At 63.6% G+C, this 21,695-nt stretch carries 13 protein-coding genes and 1 pseudogene; 5 read left to right on the forward strand and 9 right to left on the reverse strand.

Translation table 11 applies throughout. The features are described from left to right. Nucleotides 1-42: 42 nt before the first annotated feature. Complete coding sequence (locus IVA95_RS16095) at nt 43-3,711, reverse strand: DUF3971 domain-containing protein (RefSeq protein ID WP_247511349.1); 3,669 nt, start codon at nt 3,709-3,711, stop codon at nt 43-45. A 216-nt stretch (nt 3,712-3,927) separates the two neighbouring features. Here IVA95_RS16095 and IVA95_RS16100 point away from each other — a divergent pair, with 216 nt between their 5' ends. From IVA95_RS16100 to IVA95_RS16110, 3 genes are all read left to right on the forward strand, one after another. Further along, on the forward strand, nt 3,928-4,689 hold the full coding sequence (locus tag IVA95_RS16100; protein ID WP_247511350.1) for a peroxiredoxin: 762 nt from the start codon (nt 3,928-3,930) through the stop codon (nt 4,687-4,689). Nucleotides 4,690-4,788: 99 nt separating this feature from the next. Further along, complete coding sequence (locus tag IVA95_RS16105; protein ID WP_247511351.1) at nt 4,789-6,141, forward strand: M23 family metallopeptidase; 1,353 nt, start codon at nt 4,789-4,791, stop codon at nt 6,139-6,141. Between the two features lie 210 nt (nt 6,142-6,351). Then, nucleotides 6,352-6,801: an SRPBCC family protein gene (locus IVA95_RS16110; protein ID WP_247511352.1), complete on the forward strand. Its 450-nt coding sequence runs from the start codon at nt 6,352-6,354 to the stop codon at nt 6,799-6,801. A 41-nt stretch (nt 6,802-6,842) separates the two neighbouring features. On the opposite strand, the pseudogene IVA95_RS16115 reads toward IVA95_RS16110, so the two are convergent. After that, nucleotides 6,843-6,975, reverse strand: a pseudogene (locus IVA95_RS16115) (branched-chain amino acid ABC transporter substrate-binding protein); the annotation flags it as partial. A gap of 143 nt (nt 6,976-7,118) precedes the next feature. On the opposite strand from IVA95_RS16115, the gene IVA95_RS16120 reads away from it, so the two are divergent. Then, nucleotides 7,119-9,284 (forward strand): carbamoyltransferase C-terminal domain-containing protein, encoded by a 2,166-nt coding sequence (locus IVA95_RS16120; RefSeq protein WP_247511353.1) that lies wholly within the window; start codon nt 7,119-7,121, stop codon nt 9,282-9,284. A gap of 35 nt (nt 9,285-9,319) precedes the next feature. On the opposite strand, the gene IVA95_RS16125 is transcribed toward IVA95_RS16120, so the two are convergent. The 7 genes from IVA95_RS16125 to IVA95_RS16155 all read right to left on the reverse strand — a co-directional run bounded on the left by IVA95_RS16125 (nt 9,320) and on the right by IVA95_RS16155 (nt 17,762). Next, a complete protein-coding gene (locus IVA95_RS16125) occupies nt 9,320-9,817 on the reverse strand; it encodes a hypothetical protein (protein ID WP_247511354.1) in 498 nt (165 codons plus the stop codon). Beyond that, nucleotides 9,814-10,455 (reverse strand): XRE family transcriptional regulator, encoded by a 642-nt coding sequence (locus tag IVA95_RS16130; protein WP_247511355.1) that lies wholly within the window; start codon nt 10,453-10,455, stop codon nt 9,814-9,816. Before IVA95_RS16130 ends, IVA95_RS16125 begins: the two co-directional genes overlap by 4 nt. Nucleotides 10,456-10,576: 121 nt before the next feature. Then, on the reverse strand, nt 10,577-11,482 hold the full coding sequence (locus tag IVA95_RS16135; protein ID WP_247511356.1) for a DMT family transporter: 906 nt from the start codon (nt 11,480-11,482) through the stop codon (nt 10,577-10,579). A 74-nt stretch (nt 11,483-11,556) separates the two neighbouring features. Next, on the reverse strand, nt 11,557-12,426 hold the full coding sequence (locus IVA95_RS16140; protein WP_247511357.1) for an NAD(P)-dependent oxidoreductase: 870 nt from the start codon (nt 12,424-12,426) through the stop codon (nt 11,557-11,559). A 3-nt stretch (nt 12,427-12,429) separates the two neighbouring features. Next, nucleotides 12,430-13,561, reverse strand: a protein-coding gene (gene prfB / locus IVA95_RS16145) for a peptide chain release factor 2 (RefSeq protein WP_247511358.1) whose coding sequence is annotated in 2 segments (ribosomal slippage) — nt 12,430-13,491 and nt 13,493-13,561 — 1,131 coding nt in all. Because the reading frame shifts where the segments join, the coding sequence is not laid out codon by codon here. A gap of 124 nt (nt 13,562-13,685) precedes the next feature. Beyond that, nucleotides 13,686-16,190 (reverse strand): penicillin-binding protein 1A, encoded by a 2,505-nt coding sequence (locus IVA95_RS16150; protein ID WP_247511359.1) that lies wholly within the window; start codon nt 16,188-16,190, stop codon nt 13,686-13,688. 240 nt (nt 16,191-16,430) lie between these two features. After that, nucleotides 16,431-17,762 (reverse strand): N-acetylmuramoyl-L-alanine amidase, encoded by a 1,332-nt coding sequence (locus IVA95_RS16155; protein WP_247511360.1) that lies wholly within the window; start codon nt 17,760-17,762, stop codon nt 16,431-16,433. A 724-nt stretch (nt 17,763-18,486) separates the two neighbouring features. Between IVA95_RS16155 and IVA95_RS16160 the strand changes: the two genes are divergently transcribed. After that, complete coding sequence (locus IVA95_RS16160) at nt 18,487-21,594, forward strand: ribonuclease E/G (protein ID WP_247511361.1); 3,108 nt, start codon at nt 18,487-18,489, stop codon at nt 21,592-21,594. The last annotated feature ends 101 nt before the right edge of the window (nt 21,595-21,695 follow it).

The raw sequence follows: 21,695 nt of genomic DNA on the forward strand, positions 1-21,695 counted from the left end.
TGAAGTTTGCATTCGATCATCCACGCCTGTCGCGGTACCTGTCTAATTATTCGGCGGGAGTTCGATCGGGGTGTTGTTCTGCTTGCCGGTGTTGAACTCGAAGATCTTGCGCAGCACGCCGGGCATCACGGCCGAAATCGGATTGACGCGCAGCACGGGCTGACCAGGCGTGCCGACCACCTCATACGTCACGCCGATCAGCCCCTCATTACTGCCGCCACCGAGGAACAGGCCGAGCACGGGAATCTGGCCGAACATGTTGTTCAATCCGTACATCGGAACGAAGGTGCCGCTCATGCGCACGGCATTACCGACATAGTCGATGCTGCCTTCGATGGTCGCGCCGATGATCGGACCCTTCACGACACCATCGCGGATCGTGAGCTGTCCGCTCTGCCGGGTGAACTCGGCGCGCAGTGCCGTAAAGGAAATGCCGTTCTGAACGCCGGCCGCTCCGCCCGCGGCGGCGCGCTCCAGTGCGGCTTCACCCTTGACGGAAAAATCGCGGACGTTGATCAGACCGTCCTTGGCGCTGGGTTCGACCGTCGGCGGCTCCATCGCAAGCGAGAGCTGTCCGCCGACCATTTTCGAGTAGGTGTCGGTGAAGCGGAAGAAAGCACCCGCATCGTTGGTCTGCAGGATGATGATGTCGCGTCCCTGTCCCTGCCCGCGGCCGCGCAGATCGGCGCTCACCGGCGTGTCGCGCCCGACCTTGCCGGAGAGCGTGAAATTTTTGACGATGCCGTTGCGGCGGGAGAATTTGCTGTCGACGCTGCGCAACGCCTCGCCGTTGAAGCCGGCGACCGCGCCGAGCTTGACGTCGATATCGAGATCGATGTTCCTCGACTTGCTCTTGGGGTCGGCTTCCTTGCCCGAGATCGCCGACTTGAGGAAGCCGCGGCCGTCGAACACGTCGCCGCGCATCGTGACCTTCACGACGCCGTCGGCGCCGCGCTCGGCCTTCAACGTCGTCTTGTCGCCGTCCGACGGCGCGTAGGTCGGGAAGTTCGCGTTCAACAGATCACCGTTCTGGTCGACTTCCAGCGATCCCTTGATCGAAACGCCGCCGCCTTCGACCACGATGTCCTGGAACAGCGTCGACTGTTCCTTCTTCACGACATTGAACGTTGCCTTGCCCGACTTGCCGGGCACCTTGACCCAGCCCGGCAGGATGTTGTCGAGCCGCAGCGAGGTCAGATCGGCTTCGATGCCGACGCGGCTGTCGTTTTCGCCGATCTTGCCGATCACCTTGATCGGGATCGAGCCGCTCACAGCGGGTCCGAAATCGATCCCGAGGCGCGCGCGGCTGGCATCATCCAGAGTCGCCTGCAGCCTGATATCGGCGTCGCCCTCGCTCGGCTTGCGATAGTCCAGCGAAGCCGGCTGCCCATTGATCTTGACGTCGCCCTTGACCTGGTAGCCCGCGTTATTGGCGAGCACCTTGAGCGTATTGGATTCCAGCTTCTGGTTCATCACGAGCTTGTCGGCGGCAAACCCGGCCAGATCGGCAATCACGGTATAGGTCGTGTCGGCCTTGGTCATCGAGCCCTTGACCGGCATGCCAAGCGTGATGGTGGCGGCAACGTTTCCCTTGCTGGCGTTCGGATCGATCAGCGTGCCGGAGAGATCGCTGATGCGGTCGGACGCCAGAATCTCGGCCGCTGCCGGCACCGACGCGTCGACCCTGAACTTCACCCGTGATGGCGACGGCTTGGGCGCCATGTCCGGCACCTCGAAGGTGAAATCGGAAATATTGATCTTGCGGCCGCCGGGCGTGTCGGCAATTCCCTGCCCGATCGTGACCGTCGCCGTTCGCCCGGTAACCCGCGCCTTCAAATCGGCATCGCGGACTGCGGGCATGTCGTCGACCGGACGCGCGGTGACTCCCGAGGCGACGATGGTGACGGCCAGACCATCGTCCGGAATCGGCGGCCCCTTGCGCGAGAGATTGCGCACCGGCGAATTGACGCCGACCTCGATGCGCTGAAGCGTGCCGCGCTCGATGCGCTCGATCACCCATTCGCGCACTTCGGGCACGATCAGGATTGGCCACATCCGTTTCAGCGCGGATGCCGACATCGGCGTACCCGCAAAACCAAGCTGGAGACGCGCCTCACCCGAATAATCGATAGTTCCCGTGCCGGCGATGCCGATCTCACCGTTGCTGATATCGGCCTGGGTGAGCAGCACGCGCTTGCGATCGGTGTCGAACTTCAGCCCGATCGCGATCCGATTGAAGATCAGCGGCGGTTCGTTGTCGGTGCCGGCCAGCAGGATGGTGCCGCCGCTAAGGCCGGCCTGCCATTCGGTGGTGGCGCCGTTCGGCGGCTCGAGATGGCCGAGCAGCGTAATCCGGTTCGAACCGGAAATGATCTTGAAGGGCGCGACCAGCACGCGCCGTCCGGAGTCCCATTCGACGCTCATCTCCGCCGAATCGATCGGCATCGGATAGTCAGGCGTATCGCTGTCGATGAGGTTTCCGGCGCCGGCGGTGATCTTGCCGCGGAAATAGGTCGGCAGACCGTCGCGACCCAGCTCGCCTTTCAGCTCGCCGGAAAGCGGCAGCTCGGCGCTGTAGGTCAGGTCCTTGACCCGCATCGCCAGCAGGATGTTGGCGGCAGGCACCTTGTCGGCGCGAAGATCGACCGATCGCACGCCGTTCTGCTGCGGTCCGACTACGACCTTGAGCGACCAGGGACGCGCACCTTGCTCGCCAAGGCTCACCGCAACCCCGCCGCCGCTCGGACGGCGCATGCTGAGGCTGATATTCTCGAACGTCCATTTGTTGCCGCGCTGCTGATCGTCGACGATGAGATTGCCGTTCTTGAGGCCGATCTCGTTCAGGTTCTGCCCGTCGAGGCCGGTCAGGCTGAGGCTGTCGAGCCAGTCGAGGCCGGCCAGCAATCCGCTCTGCGTGGTATCGGGAGCCGTCGCTGCAGCCCCTTGCGGCGGCGCAGGCGGCTGGCGGGGGAATGTCGGGGGTATCCCGGCATCGCGCTTGGAGGCAACGCCGGTCGCCAGCGGCTTGTCGGTGTCGCCGGCAGACACCGTCACCTGGCCGTCCGGCGTGATTCGTACCGCAAGTTCGGCATCGACCAGATTGAGGCTCTCGGCGCGCAGCCGTCCCATCAGGAGCGCTGTGCCGGATAGTTTCACCTCGGCCTTCGGCGCGGTGGCGACGACGACCTGGTCACGGTCGCGGACCACGATGTCGCGGATGCGCACTGCGATTCGAATTCGTCCGGCCCGCTCGATCTGCGTACCGCCGACTTCGACCGTGTTGCCATGGCCGATATTGTCTTCAATCGCGGCCGCCAACCACGGCGTCGCAACGTCAAGATTGATCGGCCCTGCGCCGAGCCGCCACCACAGTCCGCCGAAACAGCCGGTGAAGATCACCGCCAGCACGGCGATCACAATCGCCAGGCGCTTGACCCAGCGCTCGCCGGTCATCCATCGCTGCAACGCTGCAAATCTGTCGCCGAACCGGTGGAATCGGGAATTGGAGCGCGATAACAGCCGTCGCGCACGATAGCCCGCCGCCTCGTCCTGCTCCCAGCCCGCCGCGTCATCCCATTGCTGGGCCTCGGCACGCGGATTCGACCCCTTGGGCGAAGTATTCCTAGCCATTGCCTCTCGGTGCCGGCACTGAGATTGATCGCCGCCAAAGGCACGCTCTTCGATCGGTATCGAGCGCTCCTGTGCCGGCATCGCTGCCAATCCTCGATTAATACTGTTACTCGTGGTCGGGCCCAAGGCTTGATTAGGCGGTCCCATCGACGAGCGGACGGGGGTAGCGTCGAATTCCTTGTAACCATACTCCGGGGTCATCAAACTTGCCCAGCAGCCGGAGCGAATCCGACGGTCAAAGGCGAGACCCGCAATACCCTAATGGTTGATCCGCGGAAAGCGACGAAAGGAAGGCGTATGTCCAAGAAAACGCGCAAGAAATCCTCCATGCCATCCCCCAAGAACCGCAAGACTTCCGCCGCAAAACCGGCCGCGGCCAAGGCCGCTAGCAAGACCACCCGCCGCAGCACGCCGGCATCGGCCAAAAAGCCTGCCGCCAAGCTAGCCAACAAGGCCGCCAAAACCGCCACCAAGGCAGCCGCCAAGAAACCGGCGAAGACGGCCAAGACCTCTTCAGCCAAAGCGTCGCACAAGCCGACATCGAAACAGTTAATAAAATCCAATCTATCGGATACGACCAAACCAGTTGCCGGAACCGGACTGGTCGAAGGCGCCATGGCTCCCCACTTCAGCCTTCCGCGCGATGGCGGCGGCAGTGTCTCGCTGGCGGACTATGCCGGCAAGAAACTGGTGCTGTTTTTCTATCCGCGCGCCGACACGCCCGGCTGCACCCGGGAGGCGATCGACTTCACGCGGCTCAGCAGCGCGTTTGCCGATGCGGGAGCGGTGGTGCTCGGGATCTCGGCCGACACCGTAAAGGCCCAGGAATCCTTCCGGAACAAGCACCAGCTGTCGGTTCCTCTGATCTCGGATGAACAACATGAGATGCTCGAGGCCTATGGCGCCTGGGGCGAAAAATCGATGTACGGCAGGACCTTCATGGGGATCATTCGAACGACGGTTCTGATCGGCGCCGACGGGCGGATCGCCAAAATCTGGCGCAATGTGCGGGTCGACGGCCACGCCGACGAGGTGCTGGCTGCCGTTCGCGCCATGTGATCGGCAGGCTCCATTTCCCAAAAATTAACCATGAATGGGTCAAATCGGCAGGCAAATTGAGCCGAACGGAGCTGATTTCCGACCGGCGCGGGAGTGCCGATGTCGTACCGTTCCGGTCATTATTCCGATCACCACCATCCCCACGATCATGGCCGGACGCCGTCCCGCCGTCCGGCACCCCATGCCGCAAAAGCCGCAGCGCTTGACGGTGACGGTTACACCATCGTCCATGCCGGCAAGCAGGTCAGGCTCGGCCCGGTCGTGTTCTGGATCGTCGTCGGCACGATCGTGCTGCTTGGCATATGGTCGGCGGCCACCGCTACCTATTTCGCGTTTCGCGACGACGTCCTGACCCGGCTGATCGCCCGGCAGGCCGAGATGCAATACGCCTATGAAGACCGCATCGCGGAGCTGCGTGCCAAGGTCGATCGCACCACCAGCCGCCAGTTGCTCGATCAGGAACAATTCGACCAGAAGCTCGACCAGATCATGCGGCGCCAGACCGCGCTCGAATCGCGCGCCACTGCGCTTGGCGCGATTCCGGATATCGCGGCGACCGGTTCGATTCGGCCCCCGGCGCGCGGCGCGGCCGTGGAGACACCCGCCCCCGGCAGCCTAAAACCCTCCCCGATTAGCGACACCGTGATCTTCGTCGCGCCGCCGGATCGCGAGGCCCGGCTGGAATCGCGCACGCCCGCCGTCGCCAAGCCGCAGCCAAATCAGTTCGCCAAAGTTCAGGGTGTCGACAATGTCCTGGTCCGCCTGCAGACCTCGCTCGATACCGTCGAGCGGCGGCAGATGGCAGCCTTGAGCTCGGTCGAGGTCAGCATGGAATCGCGGCTGCGCCGCATGCGTGGCGTGTTCACCGATCTCGGCCTCAATATGGCGCAGCTCGAAGCGGCAACACCGCGCTCGGCCATTGGTGGCCCGTTCGTGCCGGTGAAGCTGCCGGCGGATGCCGGAGCGTTTGAACGCCAGCTCTACCGAATCAATCTCACCCGTGCCCAGATGCAGCGCCTCAACGCGACGCTCGCGCTGGTGCCCTACCGCAAACCTGTCGTCGGCGAGGTCGAATTCACCTCGGGCTTCGGTGTTCGCAGCGATCCATTCCTCGGCCGGCCCGCGATGCATACCGGCCTCGATTTCCGCGCTGCGACCGGCGATCCGGTACGCGTCACCGCGAACGGCAAGGTAGTGTCGTCAGGATGGATGGGCGGCTATGGCCGCATGGTGGAGGTCGATCACGGCAACGGGCTGTCGACCCGCTACGGCCATCTATCGGAGATTCACGTCAGGGTCGGCGACTTCGTCAAGATCGGCCAGGTCATCGGCGCCGTCGGCTCAACAGGCCGCTCCACCGGTCCGCATCTGCACTATGAAACGCGGATCGACGGCGATGCCGTCGACCCGCAGAAATTCCTGCGCGCGGGCGTGCGGCTCAGCTCAGGCTAGCATCGCGCCGTCAGAGCTGGCGTGCTCGCTTGTTGTTCGCGAAATACGTCGCCGGTCTACCGGCATGTGAACGGAACCGGCGCGCCCCGCGTCGGTGAATTTTTTCTGGCCCCGTGTCGGATCGCATGGAGGCCAGGCGTCCTTGTGGCAGAGACTGAGCGAACCCAACCCAATCCTGCGATATACTCCGCTCAGTAATGGAGAAAAGTCATGTCCCAAGGCAATACCGTTCGTTTGCATCGTGTCCTCGCCACCAAGCCGGAGAAGGTTTTTCGCGCCTTCCTCGATGCGGATGCCATGGCCAAGTGGCTGCCGCCCTACGGCTTCACCTGCAAGGTCCACCAATTCGAGGCGAAGGTTGGCGGCACATTCAGGATGTCATTCACGAATTTCACCACGAACACCGGCCATTCGTTCGGCGGTGAATATCTGGAGATCGTGCCCAACGAGCGTATTCGCTACACCGATCGTTTCGACGATCCCAACTTGCCTGGCGTTATGGAGGTCACGGTGACGCTGAAAGCGGTTTCGGTCGGAACCGAGATCAACATCGAACAGACAAACTTGCCGACGGTGATCCCGCTCGAAGCCTGCTATCTCGGCTGGCAGCAATCGCTTGCCCAGCTCGCGTTGCTGGTGGAGCCGGATATTCCGGAATAGTGACGGTCGAGGAGAGGCACCACGCTGTGGTGCCTCATCCTCTAATGTCCGACCTCGCCGGTGATGACGTCTCCGAATACTTCCCATGCCTCGCCGTTGAACTTCAACAACTGAATTTGCTCGATCGAGAAGAAGTCGTTTGCCGCAGTCGATCTTGATACCGGGCAGCAGCAAGATCGGCAACATCATGCGCTTCAACGTTGCAAACTTGTGCTTATTTCGCACCACGAAACGGCATTGTTGCCTGCCGCCAATTGTGGTTGATGCAGCCTACGTCATGACCTGGCCTGACGGCGTGGCCCAGAGGTTGGATAGGATTGAAACAGAACACACGAATTGGTCCGCGGCATCCCAGGCTCGCGGCCGGCGGATTCCGCTTCGCGCGATGGCTCGCGGCGAAAACCATGGGTGCTGCGGGCTTTCATCAACTCGGCTCGGCGTTCGCCGATGCGCGGATCGCGCATGTGCGCGACAAGCTTGCGCGCGGCGAGACGGTGTATCTCGCAGGTCTCGGCGCGCCCGGCACGCATAATTCAGGTCTGGCGCTGGTCGAGGTCACGCAGACGGACGGGCCACGGCTGATCGTCAACAACGAAGAAGAACGCTTTTCCGGCAACAAGCACACCACCGAATATCCAAAGCTGTCGATCGACGCGGCGGTGGCGACGCTGCGCGGCATGGGCCGCGATATCGGCGACATCGATGTCTGGCTCACGAGTTGGGATTACCCGACGCTCGCCGGCACGCTGGCCCGCTCGGTGCTCGAGGAATTGCCGCAGAGCATAAAACTGGTGCGCACCACCGAAGCAGCCGGCTTCGACGGCCGGCGCCTCGATCAGATGACGCGGACGCCAAAAATTCTCGCGCGCCAGCTCGGGCTTGCCGAGCGGGTGCCGCTGATCTGCCTGCCGCATCACGACAACCATGCCTGGTTTTCCTACGCCGCCTCGCCGTTCGCCGACGACGGCGAGCCGACCGCGATTGCGGTACTCGACGGCACCGGCGATCAAGGCTCGATCTCGCTCTATGTGGTCCAGCAAGGCGCGCTGCGCCGGCTCTACTGCAACGACAGCATGTTCGATTCACTCGGCGCATTCTACAGCGTGATCTCGTCGACACAGGGCGGATGGACCTGGTTGTCCAGCGAGGGCCGTTACATGGGCGCTGCCGCGTGGGGCGACATGGACCGCGCCAGCAATCCTTATTACGCGCGGCTGCGCGACGTTCTGCATTTTGGGGCGAACGGCGACATCAGGCTCAATCGCGCGCTGGCCAACTGGTACTGCGACCCCTTCGACCATCCCTACAAGGAAGCACTCACCAAAATCCTCGGCGAACCGCTTAAGCCGGACCAGCTCTGGAATCCGGATGCGGTGCTGCGTGTCGAGGACATCCACCACCGTCCCGATACCAAGGATCGGCTCGACAAGGCGGCCGCGACGCAACTGGTGTTCGAGGATGCCATGATCCACGTCGTCGATCATCTGTTGCGCGCGACCGGCGCCAACCGGCTGGTGCTGACCGGCGGCGTTGCGCTGAACGCGGTCGGCAATATGCGATTGCTCGAGCATTTCGACCAAGCGTGGTTCGCCGACGCGCAGCAGCGCAACGCGCGGCTGCATCTGTGGGTGCCGCCGGTGCCCGGCGACCCCGGCGTTACCATCGGCGCCGCCTGGCTGTTTGCACATCTGGCCGGCGCTCCGCGCGGCGCGCCGATGAGCCATGCTTTCTACTGCGGCACGCCGCCGTCGCAAGGTGACGTCGTCCATGCGGTTGCGGCCGACGACGTCGCCTCGCAAAAGATAGGCGATATCTCGACGGCTGAAGGCCTTGAAGCGATCGCCGACCTGATGGCGTTCATGGTCGCCCAAAACGGCGTGATTGTGCTGTATCAGGGCGCGGCCGAGACTGGACCCCGCGCACTCGGCCATCGCTCAATTCTCGCCAACCCCTGCGACCCGGCGGTGCGCGAACTGCTTAACGCGCGCGTCAAATACCGCGAGGCCATTCGGCCGCTGGCGCCGATGGCGACGCTGGAGGCGGCGCAGGAATATTTCGAGCTGCTGCCCGGCGCGTCGGACGCTAACTACAACGCCTATAATTACATGGTGCTGACGGCGCATTCGAAGCCGCACGCGCGAAAAAAAATCCCCGCCGTCATCCACGCCGATGGCACAGGCCGCATCCAGATCGTGCGCGCCGGCGACGATCCCCTCACCTATGCGTACTTAAAGGCGCTCGGCCGCCATATCGGTGTCGAACTGTCCGTCAACACCTCCTTCAATGTCGCGGGGCCGATTGCGCAGACGCCGCAGCAGGCGATCGATACGCTACGCCGTTCCAAGGGGCTCGATGTCGTCGTCCTGGTGGCCGGCGACGGCACCGTCACCGCAGCCTGGCACGGCGGCGAGCGCGACAGCGGACGGTTTAGAAACTGGTTTGCCACCTGGAAGACATCGGCTTCCAGCCAGCCTACGCGATAACTCGCTTCTTCTCGGAGATCGGGTGATCCGCCGGTTCAAAGATCGACGCGTTCGCTCGCAACCGCTTTGCGTTCCGCCATGTTGAACCGGCCGCTATAGATCGGGCGCTCACCGGTCGTCGGACCAGGGTACTGGACGATGAATATCTCCCCGCCCGTTTCGGTACGGAATTCGCCCTCAAAGTGCGGGTCGGGGTGGAACAGCACCGTTCCCGGACCATGCAGCGTTCCGTCGATTGAAAACTCGCCTTTCAGGATATGCCAGACCTGCGCGAAGCCATGATAGTGCTCGGGGTGATAGGCGCCGGGCTCAAGCCGCAGAATTCCCGCGTTCGGTTCGGTCGGACGTTCCGGTCGTGGATGAAAAAGCATTTTGCCTGTCTCGCCCGGCCACCGGATTGTCTCCCAATCGACTTCGTCGAAATGACGCGCCTCGTAGGGCTTGTGATCCTTTCGCGACGCTTCGCGCGCGGTCGTCAACTCCGCATTTGCGGCCGCCGTATCGGGAATCCCCTTGCTCCTGACAGCATTCATTTTGCTCTCCCTTTTGCCGTGCTCTCTCGTTCGCTTTTCCTGCCCGCAATACTGCTCCACCATTCAACCGCGATGGCCGACTGATTTTCGATTGATGTCACCATGAGGAGGCGCGCACTGCCGGACCCGCGCGCCCATGCCATATGCGGTACATCTGAGCGCAGATGAATCGAATCACCTCGCTCCAGCGTGATGGTTTCGTCGCCGACCTGAAATTCAACACTGCCTTCGAGGACAAAGCACATTTCTTCGCCGGGATGCGCGACCAATGTTGGCCTGCGCGGTTTTGCCGACAATTCGAGCAGGAAAGTTTCCAGCCGCTGCTCGCCCACGCCCGAAGCGAGCTTGCGCCAGGCATAATTTGCGTCAGCGCCCTTCGATGGAATGGCATCGATTGACCGCACCACGCGATACGCGCGCGTCCGGTCCTCTTCTTCGGCAAACAATTCGGCCGGCCGCAACTCAAGGACGCCGGCAATTTCCAAGAGGTTACCGATCGAACACGCGATGAGTCCGCGCTCGATCCGCGAGAGAAATGTCACGGATAGCCCGACCATTCCGGCGAGTTCATCGAGCGTTAAACCGCGCGCCGAACGGGCCCTGCGAATGACGGCTCCAATTCCGGCAAGGCGCGCCACCTCGCGGGCGCGCCGGCCAGCTTCTGCCGAAACCACGCCGCTCTCCCTCTTTGCTTATATAGCAAATTGTATTGCTATATAGGCAAATGTCAAGCTGACCCGCTTCGCCTGCGCGAGCGAACTAACGTTCGAGAAACTTCAGTACGCGGCCGTCGATCAACAGCAGCGCACTGCCGATCACCAGTGCACCCGCGATTTCTCGCGGCGAGATTTTTTCGTCCAGTACGAGATAGCCGAGGAGGATGGCTGTCACCGGTATCAGCAACGTCACCAGCATGACATTGGTCGCACCAGAGCGCCGCAGGATCTGAAAAAACACGATATACGCGAGCGCCGTCGACAAGCCAGCAAGGCCGATCACGGCGAGCCATGTCGTGATGCCCGGCATCGGCAATTGCCAAGGACGCTCGATAAGCGCGGCTACGACAGTCATCATCGCGGCGGACGCCAGCATCTGAAACGTCGCGGTGCCGAGCGGCGGCGAATTTGATAACAGCCGCCGTGCCAGCAACGCGGATAATCCGTAAGAGAGAGCCGCTGCGAGGCAGAGCAGGATGCCGATCCCCTGCCCGCTGGCAAAGCCTAATCCGCTGCCGCGAAGGATCGCGACGCCGACAAGGCCGACGATCACACCGGCCACACGTCTGATGATGAGCTTCTCCTCGCCCGCCGCCGCCATCACCGCTACCGTGAACAGCGGCGTGGTGGCATTGAGGATCGAAGCCAGCCCGCTCGGGATGTACATCTGTCCGGTGACGATCAGCGAAAACGGCAGCACATTGTTGAACAGGGCGACGAGGAAGAACGGCCTCCAGCCTATCCACCCCTTCGGAAACGGCAGTCGCTGCACGCAAAGCGCCGGCAGCAGGATCATGGCGGCAAGCAGCACGCGCAACAGCACGAGCGTGAACGGCGGCAATTCCCTTAGCACCAGACCGTTGAAAAAGAACGATCCACCCCACAGGATCGAGAGCAGGCCGAGCAGCGACCAGTCACGCGCATCGATCCGGCCATCGCTGACTGTCATTTCGCAAGAACCTGGTGAAATCGCTTGGCCAGCTAGGACCGGACGCGCGTCGCTGTCCACCCGATTTCCGAAGACTATTTCGGCTGCGACACAATCTCGATCATCTTGCCTTCGTCATCGTCGGGCGCGCTTGCCTTCGCCTTCTCATACGCGGCGAGCGCGGCGCGGCTGACGGGCACGTCGGCCAGCAGCGTTTCGGCCAGCGCCACGGCATAGGCCGCATCCTTGTGACGCAGCGCTGCGGTAAACGACGCGCCGGAGAAATCGCGCGCCACCATGCGCTTTGAATGCCGGATCACCTGCGGACTAGCCACCGCGCCGGTCGCCAAGGCATCCGCCACGAGATTCATATCGAGCCCGGCTTGCTCGGCCATGGCGACACCTTCGGCCAGACTCGCAATCTGCACCGCGCCCATCAGATTGTTGATCAGCTTGAAGACGGTGCCGGTGCCCACAGCGCCGAAATGCCTGATCACGTCGCCGATCGGCGCGAGATACGGTTTTGCACGATCGAGATCGGCAGCCTCAGCGCCGACGAGCAAGGTCAATTTCCCGCTGGCCGCCGCCTGCGGCAGGCCAGTGACCGGGCAGTCGATATAGGTAAGCCCTCGGCCCCGCAGTTCGCGCGCCATGTCGAGCGCCTGCTGGTGCGAGACAGTCGAGCATTCGATCGCGAGGCTGCCCGCCTTCATCGTTGCAGCCGCGCCGTCCTTGCCGAGCCAGACCGCACGGGATGCCCCGTCGTCGGCGACCATAGTCACGACAGCTTCAGCGCCATCGGCAGCGTCCGCCGGGGACGCGGCCCACCGCGCGCCACGTGCGATGAGGTCTTCCGCTTTTGCCTTGCTGCGATTCCACACCGCGACCGTAAAGCCTGCATCGAGATAGCGGCCGGCCATTCCGTGGCCCATGCGGCCGAGCCCGATGAAGGCGACTTTGGTCATGCGCTAGTCCACGTCCTCGACCTGGCCGGGCGCGGTGCCGAACGCGCGCTGCGCCAGCGTCGCCGCCATGAACTCGTCGAGGTCGCCGTCGAGCACGCCTGATGTATCCGAGGTCTGCACGCCGGTACGCAGGTCCTTCACCATCTGGTAGGGCTGCAGGACGTAGGAGCGGATCTGGTGGCCCCAGCCGATATCGGTCTTGGCGGCCTGATCGGCGGCGGCCTGTTCCTCGCGCTTCTTCAACTCGATCTCGTAGAGTCGCGCGCGCAGCATGTCCCAGGCCTGGGCGCGGTTCTTGTGCTGTGAGCGGCCAGCCTGGCAAACCACCGCGACGCCGGTCGGAATATGCGTCAGGCGCACCGCGGATTCGGTCTTGTTGACGTGCTGGCCGCCGGCGCCGCCCGAGCGCATGGTGTCGGTGCGTACGTCGGATTCCTTGATGTCAATCTTGATGCTGTCGTCGACGACGGGAAAGATCGCCACGGAAGAAAACGAGGTGTGCCGGCGCGCGTTGGAATCGAACGGCGAGATCCGCACCAGGCGGTGCACGCCCGCTTCCGTTTTCAGCCAGCCATAGGCATTGTGTCCGCTGATCTGGATGGTCGCGGATTTGATGCCGGCTTCTTCGCCCGGGGTTTCTTCCAGATATTCGATCTTGAAGCCGTGGTTCTCGGCCCAGCGCGTGTACATGCGCAAGAGCATCGCAGCCCAGTCCTGGCTCTCGGTGCCGCCAGCACCGGCATGCACTTCGAGATAGGAATCGAACCGGTCGGCCTCGCCGGACAGCAGCGCTTCCAGCTCGCGGCGCGCGACTTCCTTCTTCAGGGCTTTTAGCGCGTTCTCGGCTTCAAGCACCACGCCTTCGTCGTTCTCGGCCTCGCCAAGCGCGATCATCTCGACATTGTCGTCGAGCTCGTGCTCGACCTTGCCGATGCCCTCGAGCGCATCCACCAGCGAGGTGCGCTCCTGCATTAGCTTCTGGGCTTTCTGGGGATCGTTCCAGAGGTTGGGGTCTTCGGCGAGCTTGTTCAGCTCGGCCAGCCGTGCCGTCGATTTCTCGACGTCAAAGATGCCTCCTCAGCAGCCCGACTGACTGCTTGATCTCTTCAACAAGGCGTTCGACTTCGGCGCGCATGGTCTCTCTGATCTGCGGATGGAACCGCTATTGGATAGATGTTTCAACGGCCGGATGTAGCGGCGTACGCCGCAAAGCGCAATCGGCTCAGGCGGTGAACTCGGGTTTGTTTGATGCCGGCAGGCTAGTAAAGTCCGCCGGTGCCGGGCCGCATGATGTTGCCCGCATCAGGCTGATAGCCTTGCGGGTATCCTTGCGGCGCCCGGCCATCCATGTCGGCAACGCCGATGACCGAGTAATTGTCCGGCGGCGCGGTGCCCGGCTTGAACGCTTCGAGGATGGTGCGGCCGCCCTCGCCCGGACCGACGCGCATGCCGCTCTTGGCATCGACGCGAACCAGCTTGATGCCGGCGGGCACCTTGAACGGGATCGCCGGCTTGTCGGCGAGCGCAAGCTTGAGGAAATCCTTGGCGATCGGCGCGGCCAGATGACCACCGGTCATGCCGCGGCCGAGATTGCGCGGCTTGTCGAAGCCGACATAGATGCCGACCACGAGGTCCGGTGAAAAGCCGATGAACCACGCGTCTTTTTCATCGTTGGTGGTGCCGGTCTTACCGGCAATGGGCTTGCCGACTTCCTTGACCACCGTCGCGGTGCCGGCCTGCACCACATATTCCATCATCGAGGTGATCTGGTAGGCCGTCATCGGATCCAGCACCTGCTCGCGGCGGTCCACCAGTTGCGGCTCGGTCTGGTTCTTCCAGCCACCGGGCGCGTCGCAGCCGCGGCACTCGCGCGCGTCATGCTTGAAGATGGTACGGCCGTAGCGGTCCTGGATGCGGTCGATCAGGGTTGGCTTCACGCGGCGGCCGCCATTGGCGAACATGGAATAGGCCGTCACCATCCGCATCACTGTGGTCTCGCCGGCGCCGAGCGCATAGGACAGGTAATTCGGCAGTTCATCGTAGACGCCGAAGCGCCTCGAATATTCGCCGATCAATGGCATGCCGATGTCCTGCGCCAGCCGCACCGTCACGGTATTCAGCGACTGCCGGAGCGCGTTGCGCAGCGTCGTCGGCCCGCCGTATTTGCCGGACGAATAGTTTTCCGGGCGCCACACGCCGGCGCCCTGCCCCTGGTCGATTTCAATGGGCGCGTCGACCACGACGGTCGATGGCGTATAGCCGTTGTCCATTGCCGCTGAGTAGACCAGCGGCTTGAAGGACGAGCCCGGTTGCCGATAGGCCTGGGTCGCGCGGTTGAACTGGCTCTGGTCGAACGAGAAGCCGCCCACCATCGCCAGCACGCGGCCGGTCCACGGATCCATCGCGACCAACGCGCCAGACACTTCCGGCAACTGGCGCAGCCGATATTGGCCCTCGACCGGCTTGCCCTCCTTGTCGAACAGCGGGTCGGCATAGATCACGTCGCCCGGCGACAGCACCTGCGCTACCGAATTCGGCGTCCTACCCTTGGTAGGTCCCGCGGCCGCCTTGGCCCAGCGCACGCCGTCGAGCGTGATGATGCCGGTCTGCCGCTGTTTGCTGACGGCGCCACCGAGTTCGCGGCCCGGTTGGAAACCGATCCGCGCCGACTGGTCGGACGTCTCCAGCACCACGGCCAGCCGCCACGGCGAGATATCAGAGAGCGATTTGACGTCGGCGAGTTTGACGCCCCAGTCGCCGGAAACGTCGAGCTTGCTCACAGGCCCGCGCCAGCCCTGGGCCTCGTCATAGCGGACCAGACCGGCGACCATGGTCTTGCGCGCCATCACCTGCATTTTCGGATCGAGCGTGGCGCGGACCGACAAGCCGCCTTCGTACAACTTCTTTTCGCCGTAACGCTCGAAGATGTCGCGCCGGACTTCCTCGGCGAAATATTCGCCGGCGAAGATATGCGCGCCGTTGCCGCGACTGGTGACGTTGAGCTGTTCCTTGCGGGCCTTGTCGGCATCAGCCTGCTTGATCCAGCCGTTTTCAATCAGTCGATCGATTACGTAATTGCGCCGCTCCACCGCGCGATCGCGGTTGCGCACCGGGTGCAGCGCCGCGGGCGCCTTCGGCAACGCCGCTAGATAGGAGGCTTCCGCGATAGTGAGTTCGTTCACCGATTTGTCGAAATAGACCAGCGACGCCGCCGCGATGCCGTAGGCGCCGAGGCCGAGATAGATTTCATTGAGATAGAGCTCGAGGATGCGGTCCTTGGAATAGGCGCGCTCGATGCGCATCGCCAGCAAGGCTTCCTTGATCTTGCGGGTGAAGGAAACCTCGTTGGTCAGGAGGAAGTTTTTTGCGACCTGCTGGGTGATCGTCGACGCGCCCTGCGGGCGCTTGTTGGAGCCGAAATTCTGCGCATAGAGCACGGCCGCGCGCGCCATGCCGGTGAAGTCGATGCCGCCATGCTCGTAAAAATTCTTGTCTTCGGCCGCGAGGAACGCGTTGATGACGAGTTTTGGCACTGCCTGGATCGGCAGATAGAGCCGGCGCTCCTTGGAATATTCGCCGAGCAGCGCACCGTCAGACGCGTGCACGCGCGTCATCACTGGCGGCTCGTAATCCTGAAGCTGCGAATAGTCGGGCAAGTCCTTGGAGAAATGCCAGATCGCACCCGCGACGCCGGCCACGCCGACCAGGAACACCACGGTGCCGGCCGCAAACAGGAAACCCAAAAACCGGACCAGCAAGCGCATTATCGAAGTTCCATTCCAACCCTGTGCGCCGTCATCCGCGGCGCCTATCCTGACACGGCAATCCCGCCGGACGGGTTGTCGCTACGCGGTCGAACAATAAAAGGTCCGGCGGACAATATTGACCGATTCCGAAGACCAGCAGTCTGTTTTCTATACCGTTGCCGCTGTGGCCAAACTAGGGCTTGGGCCAGCGGACGGCACCCTTTTCAATCCACCTTCAGGCAGCGCGCACGGGACTTTTCACTTGGCCGGTCCGGCAGTTGCCAGCCGTTTCGCCAGAAATGCATCAATTGCCTGGGCCATTGAGCCGACCGTCTTGTTCCGCCAATTTTCCGAGACCAGATGCTCGAGGTCGCCCTTGTTCGAGACGTAACCGAGCTCGACCAGCACCGACGGCACGTCCGGGGCCTTGAGAACCCGGAAACCGGCCGATTTCAACGGCTGCTTGTGCATCCGCACGGTATTCTTCATTTCACTCATCAGGATCCGTGCAAACCGGTTTGAAAAGGTTTTGGTCTCGCGCTGCACGAGATCGATCAGGATGTCGGCGACTTCGGTCGGCTCGTCGACGAGGTTTACCCCGCCAATCGCGTCCGACTTATTTTCGGTATCGGCCAGCCGTTGGGCCTCGGAATCGGAGGCCTTATCGGAAAGCGTATAGATGGTGGCACCCTGGGCGTCGCCCTCGCCACGCGGCAAGGCGTCAGCATGGATCGAAACGAACAGCGCCGCGGCCTCGTTGCGTGCGATCTTCACGCGGTCGGCGAGCGGAATGAAGCTGTCATCAGTCCGGGTCATGACGACGCGATACTTGCCCGATTTCTCGATTCTGTCGCGCAGCGCCAAGCCAAAAGTCAGCACCAGATTCTTTTCCATGAAGTCGCCGCCGCCGGCCTGGGTGCCGTTGTCGACACCGCCATGACCAGGATCGATCACGATCACCGGCCGCTTGTCGGGCGCTTGCGGCGGCTGGGCCGCCGTTGACGAATCCGGCCCGGCGGCGGCGTTGGCCTCGGCGATCGCGGGCCGCAGTTCGGGGCGGCTTTCCGGCGCCAGCGACTGAACAAACGCGGTGCGGTCCACCTGTTCGAATTCGAGCACCAGCCGCGGCGGCTGGCCGTTGGCCGCTTCGAGTACATAGGATTTGGCGATCTTGGCCGGCCCCGTCAGGTCGAATACGATCCGTGATCCGCCCGGCATGACGAGACCATAACGGAACGCCTTGACCAGCCCCCTTCCCCCGACTCCAATCCCGGCGGGAAGACTGAAGCTGATCTGGGGAAGGTCGACGACCACGCGATAGGGGTCCGCGAGCGCAAAGGCGCGAAACTGAACCGGCTTGTCCAGATCGAGGATGAAACGGGTCTGCCTGGCATCGCCAGCCAGCCGGGCATCCGACGCAACAGGGAAATTTGATACGGCCGCCGGGCCGGGGACGGCGGCGACAGACGCCGGCGGTTGAGAAGGGCCCCCTTGGGCCGCGCTGGGGCCGATCATTTGGGTGCACAGCAATGCTGCGGCGCACAATAGGCCACATCCCAGCAAAACAAGGTGATTTGCGCGGCTCGCCAACGATTCGGTGCCTCCGGAGGAGCCTTCCCTTACCGCATTAGAACCGCAGGGTTAATTGGGCCTTAACGTCTGATCAACGAAAAAGCAGCAAGTGTTGCCGCGCTGCGACGCTCGGCGGCGGGTTCCCTTGCGCTTCCCTTGCACGGAGCCCCCAATCCACGTATGTACGAGGTGCTGACGGCTAATACTCCCGGTTGTGTCGCGTTCAGCCTCCCGGTGCAGCGCCGGAACCTCCGAAGCCCGGAGGAACCTGCGTCTTTCCCGATCCCTCCACAGCCAGCGCCGCGCGCGGCTGACACGGAGCGGCGGTTTCGAGCCCGAGCGGCGTCCGGTCCCAGGTACTTATTTCCAGGGGCGGTTTGAGACACGGCAAAACTGATTATCCGGACCCTAACGGTCCGATATGCGATGGCCGGCGGGCGCTTAGGCGCCGAACCGGGCCTTCAGCGATAGATACGGCGGGATCCTTTCCGCCAACATGTTCAGACGGGCCGACGCTTGATGCGCCAGACTGTGTTGCCGACCAAGATCCATGGAACGATCGCGCCGACGCGAGGCGAAAGCTTTGCGCGTCGCACCGCTCCCGTGGGCCCCCGTTCGGCGCGGCGCCAAGAAGTGCGTTTTGGCCTTCCCCTCACCCCCGAATCAGGTGGACCGTCGCGTCACCGGGCCGCGCAATTTGCGCGCGCCATGCACCGCGCCCGCCCCCGTCAAGAGTTCCAAAATGCCCAACAAGATGTTAATCGACGCCACCCACCCGGAGGAGACCCGGGTCGTTGTGGTCCGCGGCAATCGCGTCGAAGAATTTGATTTCGAGACCGCCCAGCGCAAGCAGCTCCGCGGCAATATCTATCTCGCCAAGGTCACGCGCGTAGAACCGTCGCTGCAGGCGGCGTTCATCGAATATGGCGGCAACCGCCACGGCTTCCTGGCGTTCAGCGAAATCCACCCGGATTACTATCAGATCCCGGTCGCCGACCGTCAGGCGCTGATCGAGGCCGACGAGCGCGCCCACCGCGAGGCCGAGGAAGAGAGCGAGAACCGCTCCAGCCATCGCCGCCGCTCGCGCCACCGCAATGCGCGCCGCCGCGGCCATGGCGACCGTATCCAGAGCGACGTGCTCGAGGGTGCCAGCGAGGATCCCTCGCAGGCCGCCCAGCCCTATGAGCGCCAAAAAAGTTTTCACGACCAAGATTTTCAAGAACATCTGCACGAGCCTGAGGCCGTGCAGGCCGGCGATACGCCGGCGCATGACGCCGAACATCACGCCGAAGCGGCTCCTCACGATCGTGATGCGCACGAGCATGAGGCGCATGGGGACGAGTGGGCGCAAGATGCCGATCACCCTGTGCATGATCACGACGAACGCGAACAAGCGCCTGCCGCGAGCGAAGCGCCGGTCGCGGAGGTGCAATCCGATGCGCCTGCCCCTGCGTCGGTCGAAGTTGCCGAGGCGCAGGCCGAGGACGGCCATGACGACCGTCATGACGAAGAGCGTGCGCGGGAAAACGCCGCCCATGCCGACGACGTGCCGCATGTCGAGCACGTCGGCGATTATACTCCCCCTCCCGATGAACCCGCCGCGGCTCTGGAAGCCGATGACGGCCATGACGATGAGGATGATGGCGAGGACGCCGAAGAGGAAGTCGTCGAATCCGTCGGTGGCGACGACGTGCTGGAGGAAGTTCCGGAGCGCCCCTTCCGGCCACGCCGCCAGTACAAGATTCAGGAAGTCATCAAGCGCCGCCAGGTGATGCTGGTTCAGGTCGTCAAGGAAGAGCGTGGTAACAAGGGTGCGGCGCTGACGACCTACCTCTCGCTGGCCGGCCGCTACGCCGTCCTGATGCCTAACACCGCCCGTGGCGGCGGCATCAGCCGCAAGATCACCTCGGCCCAGGACCGTTCGCGGCTGAAGGAAGTGGTGCAGGACCTCGACGTGCCCGAGGGCATGGGAATCATCCTGCGTACCGCCGGCGCCTCGCGGACCAAGCCCGAGATCAAGCGCGACTTCGAATATCTGATCCGGATGTGGGAGACCGTGCGCGACATGACGCTGAAGTCGCAGGCCCCCACCCTCGTCTACGAGGAAGGTTCGCTGATCAAGCGCTCGCTGCGCGACCTCTACAACAAGGAGATCGACGAAATCCAGGTCGCCGGCGAAGCCGGCTATCAGGAAGCGCGCGACTTCATGAAGATGCTGATGCCCTCGAACGTACGGGCGGTGAAGCAGTATCGCGACGGCCAGCCGCTGTTCTCGCGTATGGGCGTCGAAAGCCAGTTGGACGCAATGTTCTCGCCAACGGTGCAGCTCCGTTCCGGCGGCTACATCGTCATCAACCAGACCGAGGCGCTGGTATCGATCGATGTCAACTCCGGCCGCTCGACCCGCGAACATCACATCGAGGACACCGCGCTCAAGACCAACATGGAAGCGGCGGAGGAAGTGGCGCGGCAGTTGCGTCTGCGCGATCTTGCCGGCCTGATCGTCATCGACTTCATCGACATGGACGAGAAGCGCAACAACCGCGCGGTGGAGCGCAAGCTGTCGGACTGCCTGCGGCAGGATCGCGCGCGCATCCAGGTCGGACGCATCTCGCATTTCGGTCTTCTGGAAATGTCGCGCCAGCGCATCCGTGCCAGCGTGCTGGAAAGCTCGACGGAGCCCTGCCCGCAATGCGGCGGCAGCGGCCATGTGCGCTCGGTCTCCTCGGTCGCGCTGCAATTGCTGCGCGGCATCGAGGAAATCCTGATGAAGGGCGCGACCCACAATCTGGTGGTGCGCACCCGCACCGACGTGGCGCTCTATGTGCTCAACCACAAGCGCGGCCACCTGCGCGATCTCGAAAACGCCTTCAAGGTTTCGCTGGCGGTCGTCGCCGACGCTACCGTGAGTGGCCAGCAGTCATACGTCATCGACCGCGGCGAGCAGGTGCACACGCTGGAAGCCGCCAAGGCGTTGCTGGCGGCACAGGCTGCCGCCTTCCCGCCGCAAGTCGAGGAAGCCTATGACGACGACGAGGCGTTCGACATCGAGACCGAATCCGAGATCGAAACGGAGGAGACCGAGGGGCTGACCGACGACGCCGCCGAGGCAGTGGTGGGCGAAGGCGAAGGAGACGGTCACCGCCGCAAGCGGCGCCGGCGCCGGCGCGGCCGTGGCGAGCCGCGTGAAGGTGGTGCCCCGCGCGAGGACGGTGACGCGATGCGCGTCGCAGGCGAGGCTGTCGACGGCGCGATCGCCGAGGACGGCGAAGCCGACGAGGACGAAGGCGACGAACAGGCCGGCACGGTCCGTGGCGATCAACCTGCGGGTGGCGAGCGGCGCCCGCGCCGCCGCGGCCGTCGCGGCGGACGCCGCCGGCGCGGTACCGGACTGGAAGATGGTCTTGCCGGGTCGATTGCAGACGAACTCGGGCCGACCCCAGTTCCGGAGGCGACCAGCGCGGTTGCCGATTTCGAGGGCGGCTCGTCCGAGCCCGCGCCATCACTGGTGCAGGCCGACGCCCAGCCCGAACCGGTCTCGCCGCCGGCGGAGATGCAGCCTGCGGCCGATGCCCAGCCGGAGCCGGTTGCGAGTGCGCCGGCGCCAACCGCTGAGGAAACCAGGCAAGAGGCCGAGCGCGCCGCGGCGCGGCGGCGCTCGACCGTGCGCGAGAAAGTCAGCTTCATGACCAGCGTTCCGGCCGAACCGGCGCCCGCCGTCAGCCAGAACACGCCAGAGCCGATCGCGCACCCCGCGCCCGCTCCAGCCGAACCTGCGCCGGCCTCATCGGGCGAAGCTGCGCCACGCAAGGCAGGCTGGTGGTCACGGCGCTTCGGCAGCGGCGAGTAAGGAATCGAACCCAAAAAGAAAAACCGCCCGGCGAAAACCGGGCGGTTTTTGTTGGCGGTGTCTACGAGACCGATCGCCAGCACGAAACTGGAGACGGCTGG

It is taken from the genome of Bradyrhizobium sp. 157 (genome assembly GCF_023073815.1).
Classification (GTDB): Bacteria; Pseudomonadota; Alphaproteobacteria; order Rhizobiales; family Xanthobacteraceae; genus Bradyrhizobium.